Raw genomic sequence first — 8329 nt, forward strand, 5'->3', positions numbered from 1 at the left:
CAGATAGATGTTTTCAAGATTTTTCATAAACCGCCCGATATTTGCGACCGTTATATCTATCATTATAGTAATCGCTGGTCTTATGGGTATAAAAGGGCTTCCAATAGAGGAGTATCCAAGCCTTACACCGCCTACTGTCTCTGTAAGTGCGACATATAGCGGTGCTGATGCGCAGACTATCGCCGACTCAGTCGCAAGTGCGATCGAAGATCAGATAAATGGCGTTGAAAATATGCTATATATGCAAAGCACCTCAAGCTCTGCTGGTACGATGAATATAAGCGTATATTTTAAGATCGGCTCATCGTCAAAACAAGCTACGATCGATGTAAATAACCGCGTGCAAGCTGCCCTTTCAAGATTGCCTCAAGAGGTGCAAAATATGGGCGTAACGGTGCGCGAAAGAAGTGGCTCGATCCTTCAAGTTGTTGGCTTTATAAATCCAAATATGGATTTGATCGAACTATATAACTATGTAAATTTAAATATTGCTGATGAGATAAAAAGGGTTAGTGGTATAGGTGATACAGTATTGATAGGTACTAAAGAGTATTCTATGAGAATTTGGCTAAAGCCAGATAGACTAGCTCATTTTAAACTAACTCCAAGCGACGTCATTTCTCAAGTAAAAATTCAAAACTCACAATACGCTGCTGGCAAGATAGGCGAACAGCCATCGGATGGTGGTAATCCTTATGTTTATTCTGTTCGTACCGATGGACGTCTTAAAAATGCAGCTCAGTTTGGTGATATAATAATTAAAAGTTCCGATGGATCAGTGTTGAAGCTAAAAGATGTAGCTAACATAGAGCTTGGAGCAGCTAGCTATGCTAACGACGCGATGTTAAACGGCAAACCGGCTATTCCTCTTTTGCTATTTTTACAAAACGATGCGAATGCTCTTGCTACCGCAAATGCTGTAAAAGAAAAGCTTAACGAGCTAAAGAAAACTTATCCTGTTGGCCTAGAGCACACCATAGCTTACAATCCAACAGAATTTATAGATGTTTCAATTGATGAGGTTATAAAAACTTTTATTGAAGCTATGGTACTCGTCTTAATCGTAATGTACTTTTTCTTAAAAAGTTTTCGGGCGACTATCATTCCGATGCTTGCCGTGCCAGTATCTATCATAGGTACATTTGGCGGACTTTATGTGATGGGCTTTAGTATAAATTTGATCACACTTTTTGCCCTGATCCTTGCCATCGGTATAGTCGTAGATGACGCTATTATCGTCATAGAAAATGTCGAGAGAATTTTACATGAAGATAAAGATATAAGCGTAAAAGACGCGACATTTAAAGCAATGGAGGAGGTGCAAACTCCGGTTATCTCTATCGTACTCGTGCTTTGCGCAGTTTTCGTGCCAGTTTCGTTTATGGAGGGCTTTGTAGGTGTTATACAAAAGCAGTTTGCTCTAACACTTGTTGTTGCTGTTTGTATCTCGGGCTTTGTCGCTCTTACTCTTACGCCAGCACTTTGTGCGGTTATGCTTAAAAAGCAAGAGAACAAGCCATTTTGGATAGTTCAGAAATTTAACGATTTCTTTGACTTTAGCACTAGGCTATTTACAGCAGGCGTGGCAAAAATTTTAAAACACGTCATTATCAGCTTTATAGTCATTGGCATAATGGGATTTGCAACGTATGGCCTATTTCAAAAGGTTCCAAAAGGGCTTGTGCCTTCAGAAGACAAGGGTGCTTTAATGGTTATCACCTCACTTCCGCCTTCAACAAATATGCTAAAGACAAAAGAAGAAGTAGTCTCAATTAGCAACGCCATTTTAAGCAATCCAAATGTTGAGTTCACTATGGCTTTTGCAGGTTATGACATACTAGCTAGCTCGCTTAGGGAAAATTCAGCCGTTAGCTTTATAAAGCTAAAAGATTGGAGTGAGAGAAAAGGCGCTAACAATGGAGCTGATACATTAGCTGGCCAGTTTAATGGTATGCTTTGGAGCTCAAAAAACTCAATGACATTCGTTGTAAATTTACCGCCTATTATGGGTCTATCAATGACTGGTGGCTTTGAGATGTATCTGCAAAACAAAAGCGGTAAGAGCTACAATGAGATAGAAGCAGACGCTAGAAAAGTATCAGCAATAGCCAATGCAAGACCTGAACTAACAAATGTTAGAACTACGCTTGAGACAAATTATCGTCAGTTTAAGATAACAGTTGATAAAGAAAAAGCTAAATTATTTGGCGTAAGTGAGAGCGAAATTTTTAGCACGGTAGCAGCTACTTTTGGCTCTTACTATATAAATGACTTCAATCTTGCTGGTAAGTCTTACCGAGTATATGCAAGAGCTGAGGAAAGTTTTAGAAATAATCCTGAGGATCTAAGAAAAATTTTCGTCCGCTCATATGATGGCGGCATGGTGCCACTAAATTCAGTAGCAACACTTACAAGAACGATTGGACCTGATATCGTTGATAGATTTAACCTCTTTCCATCAGCTAAGATCATGGGCGATCCAAAACCTGGCTACACATCAGGTGATGCGATAAGAGCGATCCAAGAGGTCGTAAATGACACGCTAAGCAGCGAGGACTACGCTATAAGCTGGGCGGGAACGGCGTATCAAGAGGTAAATTCTCAAGGAACAGGCACAGTCGCCTTTATCTTTGGTATGATATTTGTCTTTTTGATCCTTGCAGCTCAGTACGAGAGATGGCTCATTCCACTTGCGGTTATCACAGCCGTGCCATTTGCGGTATTTGGCTCATTGCTCGCAGTCTGGATAAGAGGGCTAACAAACGACATCTACTTTGAGATCGGGCTCTTGCTACTCATCGGTCTGGCGGCTAAAAACGCCATTTTGATCGTAGAATTTGCTATGCAAGAGCGTGATAGCGGCAAGAGTATCTTTGACTCAGCGATAAATGCAGCTAGACTTCGCTTTAGACCAATTGTAATGACATCAATCGCATTTACCTTGGGCGTCTTCCCGATGGTTATAAGCACAGGCGCAGGCGCTGCATCTCGCCACTCACTAGGAACTGGCGTGGTTGGTGGTATGATCGCTTCAACTACGATAGCGATATTTTTCGTGCCAATGTTTTACTATTTGCTTGAAAATTTAAACGAGAAATACTGGAAAAAGGGAGCAAAAAAAGATGAAAAATAAGGCGTTTATACTTATAACGGCGGCGTTTTTAGCTGGTTGCTCATTTCGTCCAGATATGCCAAATGTAGATACAAATTTCACATCTACTTACACTTATGAGACAAGCGATATAAGGGATCTTTGGTGGAGAGAATTTAACGATGAAAATTTAAATTCTCTAGTAGAAAGTGCACTTGAGAAAAATACAAATTTACGTGTTGCTTATTTAAATTTAGAGAAAGCAAAAGCAAACCTTGGCGTAGCTGAGGCGGATTTGCTTCCTGGTATAAATTTAAATGTAGGCTACGAAAAAGCAAAAAGTAGCGGTGAAACATATACTAAGCAACCACAAACTCGTTATAGAAAATCAGATATAAATTTAGGATTAAATTATGAGATCGATCTTTGGGGTAAGGTAAGAAATAATGTAGCAGCGGCCGAAGAAAGCCTAAATGCAACCAAATTTGACTACGATAGCGCAAGGCTTAGCCTTAGCTCAAGTGTTGCAAAAAGCTACTTTGCGTTAGTTTCATTAAATATGCAAGAAGCTGTGCTAAGAGAGACTTTAAAAACCTATGAAGACACGCTAGCGCTTCGCAAAACACAGCTTGATCTTGGAAGCATAAGTGAGATGACTTATTTGCAAAGTAAGGCAGCAGTAGAAAGCGCTAAGACCAATCTTACTTCTATATTAAATGCAAAGTCAAAAGCTATCACTTCACTAGCCATCTTGACTGGTAAAAGTAATAATGAAATTTTAGGTGGAGCTGTTGCTAGCTCGCAAAATTTACCAGCTTCTCCCGAGATAAGTGCTGGCATTAGCTCTGAAATTTTGCTAAGAAGAAGCGACGTGGCAAAGGCACTGGCTGATCTAAAATCTACAAATGCACTTATCGGTGTTGCAAGGGCTGAGTATTTTCCAAGCATTTCACTTACTGGGCTTTTTGGCTTTTCAAGTATTGATTTTGAAAATATCTTTGTTGGAAATGCCAATACATGGAGCATAGGTGGCTCTTTAGCACAGAAAATTTTTGATTTTGGTAGGACAAAAAATAATGTCGCAGTGGCTAAAACAAATGAACAAATTGCTGCTGTTAATTATGAGGCAGCGGTAAAATCGGCTCTTGGCGAAGTAAGAGATGCGCTTGTTTCAAGGCAAAATTCAAAAATTTCTTTGGAACAAGTGAAAAATTTGCTAAAATCCCAACAAAGAATTTATTCGCTTGCTAAAGAGCAATATGACGCTGGCTACATTGGACATTTAGAGCTTCTTGATGCGCAGAGAAATTTGCTTCAAGCAAAATTACAAGACGTCTCAGCAAAGCTTGATGAGGTCGATAGCGCAGTCGAAGTTTATAGAGCTTTTGGTGGCGGTTTTAGGTTAGAAAAATAATTAAAAAGGAGAGAAATTGGGAACTAAGATATTAAATTTCTTGTTTTCTTGGGGTTTTTTCGTTTTTGCTATCGCTCTTGGCGTAGCATTGTGGTTTGCGATAAATTACGTTGATACATTTAGGCTTGAGTCAAGCTTTTATGATATCGGTGAGATATTTATGATGGCGACTGTTTTTTGTATTGCTTTTTATGTGATCGCAGCAATATTTGTTATTCCTATTAGAGCGATCAAAAAATCTTAATCTTTCATCTAAGGACAAAATCCTTAGATGAACTTCTTGACTTCATTGTGTAAAATTCTTAGATTTTTGATTATTTATTTTAAAAATTTATTTATGAAATTTACCGCATTTATATTACTACTTCTAACAAGTATATTTTTAATAGCTTGCTCAGCTAATCAAGCAAACAAAAAGATAAGTAACTCTGAACTAGAAAACTTAGCTAAACAATATGGTGGAGTATATATATTTAATCAAAAATTTGTTGATGAGATAGAGAAAAGAGAAGCTGAGAGAAAAGAGCTAAGTAAAAAAATGAAAGGTAGAGATTTGGGTGATGGGCTTTACGCTATTGATCCAAAGCCTATTAATGAAAAACTTCCACGAATTCTCTCAAATGGCAAAAAATACTACACTCGCTGGATAAATTATGAAAACCAAACTGGTAAGAAAGCCAAAACTTCTGAAGTCTATATAAATAAAATAATTGAGTTTATAGGTTTAGAAAATTTTAACAAAGAAAAACCATATTTAGATTTAGGAAAATTATATGTAGATGATAATGGAGAAATAGTTCCTATAAGCATAGATGTTTATTATGAAACATATAGTACTAAATATGGCTTATTTGGAGATGAAGGAATGGGAATAAGCTTTAGTAAAAAAAGTATAGTTCCGGTAAGCGGTGGAAACAAATTCATTCTAACAAACAACAAATTTATAAAAGCAAACAAGGACAAGTAAGTGCAAACTAAAAAATCAAATAAAGAGCTAATAAATTGCTTTAAAGACTATATTGATATAGCTGATGCAAGTTATGCAATGCTTCATAATGTATTTGAGAATGAAGGAAATGAACTTGATGAGCTTTATGATAAATGAACTAAGTTATGAAAATACTTGAAATAAACTTTTATCTGCATAATAAATTTTAATAAACCCCAAACAGCACATAATAAATTAATAATATTATAAATACAATAACAATAAAATATCCAAACTAAAATTTCAAACATAAAAGGATAATCAATGAAATTTCTAGCTATAACACTCTTACTTCTAACAAGTATATTCTTAATAGCTTGCTCAGCTAATCAAGCAAATAAAAAGATAAGTAACTCTGAACTAGAAAACTTAGCTAAACAATATGGTGGAATATATATATTTAATCAAAAATTTGTTGATGAGATAGAGAGAAGAGAAAAAGAAAGAAGCGATTATATGGATGATTTCTTTAAAAATAATAAAAGAAATTTTAAAAGAGCTGACCTAGAAATCATGGATCAAAAATTCCCTCAAACCCTCTCAAATGGTAAACCGTATTTTCTAGGTGGAACATCTAGTAAAATTTCACAAAGTTGTTATGAAAAAATTTATAATTTCATAGGTCATGAGAATTTAAAAAAATATGAACCTTGGATATTTTCAAATTTATATTACAAAGATAAAGAGGATAATATAGTTCAAATTTCATGTACTGTAGTTTATGAAAGAGTAAAAACACAGTATGGACTATTTGGTGACGAAGGAAGAGGATTTAGCTTTAAGAAAAACAGCTTTGAAAGTCTTGGTGGTGGAAACAAATTCATTCTAATAAACAACAAATTTATAAAAGCAAACAAGGACAAGTAAGTGCAAACTAAAAAATCAAATAAAGAGCTAATAAATTGCTTTAAAGACTATATTGATATAGCTGATGCAAGTTATGCAATGCTTCATAATGTATTTGAGAATGAAAGAAATGGACTTGATGAGCTTTATAATAAATTTGGTAAAGATAATGTCCTTGAAAATATTGTAAATTCTTATAGAGAAGATGAAATAAAAAAGCCTGTTTGGAGATATGCAGATGATGTTATCAAGGGTGACACAATAGAGGAGCTTTCTGAGAAAGCAAAAAACAATGGTAGGAATTTTGGTGATCCTACCGCTTATGCTCTTTGCATAGAAGCTAGATTTATGGCTGACAAAGTAGTTAAGAAGCCAGTTGGTAAAAATGGAGAAATAAAAGATACAAAAATAGATAACGATGTTAAAAATTTTATCTACTATGACAAAGATACAAAAGAGCAGAGATTGCTTGTTGGAAAAGATGAAATTTATAAACTCTCTCCTCGTACAAAACTTTTTGTTAATCGCTATGAGCTAGTAAAGCACATACCTAATCAAAAATCGGGTTTTAGCTCAACTATATTTTATGACACGCTTAAGTCAAACTATATCATAGGTTTTAGAGGAACAGAGATGAAAATGAATGATCTCTTAGATGATGCCTTTATGGCCATCACATCAAGAGCACTTATGCAAATATCTGCCTTAAAATCACTTCAGTCCTCTATGCAAGAAGCTATAAATTCTCATAGTCAAAACTTAAGTAACTTAGATAACACCGCCAAAGACATCATTTTATCAGGTCACTCGTTAGGAGGTCATCTAGCTCAAATATATGCAGTAACTTTCAAAGATAGCGGAGTAAAAGAACTTTATACTTATAACGCTCCAGGAATTTATGGTGGTATATTAGCTTCAGCTTTTACTTGGAGCTTAAGGCTTCTTAGCTTTGTGGCTAAAGCCATAGCAAAAGGTGCAAGATGGATAGCAAGAGTCATAGATAAAGATGGCTTTATAGGAAAGATGGTAGGCTCGGTCTTTAATAAGATAAAAGGCATGTTTGGCTTTAAAGATGATAAGAGCAGCGTAGATGAATATGTAGATGTAGTTAAAAATAATGAACAGGCTCAAAAGACTCTTGCAGATAAAAAGGTGAGCTCTAATATAAATAAAGCTAGCAAAGAAAAAGATATAGACATAGAAATACATCACGTAGAGAGCGTTAAACAAAGTATAAATAGAGATGAAGATAGCTTTTCAAAAGATGTAGCTGTTTTGATAGAACCTACCTTTTCAGTAATATCTGATCTAGGCTATAAGCTAGGCATAGATACAACTGGCGAAGTAAAGTATGAAAATACCGAGAATAGACACTTGGTGAATATATTAATTAGATCTCACTTTTTAAAAGAGAGCGTTTTGGTTTTATATATGTTGTGCTATCTCTTGGAAAACAAAGAAAATGAAGCCAAGATAGAGGGTAAAGATATAGCTGAAGCACTTGATTATCTAAATGAATATATCCAGTCGCTTAAATTTAAACTAAAATGCATAAGATCGAAGTTAAATTTGGATGTAAATATAGATGATATAAGTGATGCTTCTATGCTAGATACGCCTTTATATATCTTTTATGCTTATTTAAATCTCTTTTATGAATATGGCAAATTTAGTGATGAAAATTTTAAGCAAGATATGGTCGGGTATATAATAGAAAATTTAGGCAGCAACATAGATAAAAATAGCAACAAAGAAGCACATCTAGTAAAGATACTAGATATAGATGATCTAAATAAACTAGATGCGACAAAGATAGTAAGTGATGCTAGAGCTGACGATATAGATATGCTAGTGGCTATTTGTGCTTTGAATTTATTTGTATTTGAAAAAAAGATAGATGTAAATGAGCTTGGTAAATACTTCTCTTATAGCAAAAACATCTATAAAAATATAACGATACTACGAGATAATAGAGTGGATATAGCAGAGG

Annotated in this window: 7 protein-coding genes; all 7 read left to right on the forward strand. The window is 35.2% G+C overall.

What is annotated here, in order from left to right; translation table 11 throughout:
• The first annotated feature begins 7 nt into the window (after nt 1–7).
• Nucleotides 8–3133, forward strand: a complete 3126-nt coding sequence (locus tag A3854_RS06800) for an efflux RND transporter permease subunit (RefSeq protein ID WP_084041842.1) — start codon at nt 8–10, stop codon at nt 3131–3133.
• A complete protein-coding gene (locus tag A3854_RS06805) occupies nt 3123–4505 on the forward strand; it encodes an efflux transporter outer membrane subunit (protein WP_084041843.1) in 1383 nt (460 codons plus the stop codon). Before A3854_RS06800 ends, A3854_RS06805 begins: the two co-directional genes overlap by 11 nt.
• A 16-nt stretch (nt 4506–4521) precedes the next feature.
• Nucleotides 4522–4749, forward strand: a complete 228-nt coding sequence (locus A3854_RS06810) for an ATP-binding protein (protein ID WP_084041844.1) — start codon at nt 4522–4524, stop codon at nt 4747–4749.
• Nucleotides 4750–4776: 27 nt separating this feature from the next.
• Nucleotides 4777–5472 (forward strand): tRNA 2-selenouridine synthase, encoded by a 696-nt coding sequence (locus A3854_RS06815; RefSeq protein ID WP_257639885.1) that lies wholly within the window; start codon nt 4777–4779, stop codon nt 5470–5472.
• A complete protein-coding gene (locus A3854_RS06820) occupies nt 5473–5610 on the forward strand; it encodes a diadenosine tetraphosphate hydrolase (protein ID WP_084041845.1) in 138 nt (45 codons plus the stop codon).
• A gap of 147 nt (nt 5611–5757) precedes the next feature.
• A complete protein-coding gene (locus tag A3854_RS06825; RefSeq protein ID WP_084041846.1) occupies nt 5758–6360 on the forward strand; it encodes a hypothetical protein in 603 nt (200 codons plus the stop codon).
• Nucleotides 6361–8329: Mbeg1-like protein (locus tag A3854_RS09630; protein WP_180378665.1), on the forward strand; the 1969-nt coding region annotated here is incomplete at its 3' end.

The sequence above is a fragment of the Campylobacter concisus genome (assembly GCF_002092845.1).
Classification (GTDB): Bacteria; Campylobacterota; Campylobacteria; order Campylobacterales; family Campylobacteraceae; genus Campylobacter_A; species Campylobacter_A concisus_AQ.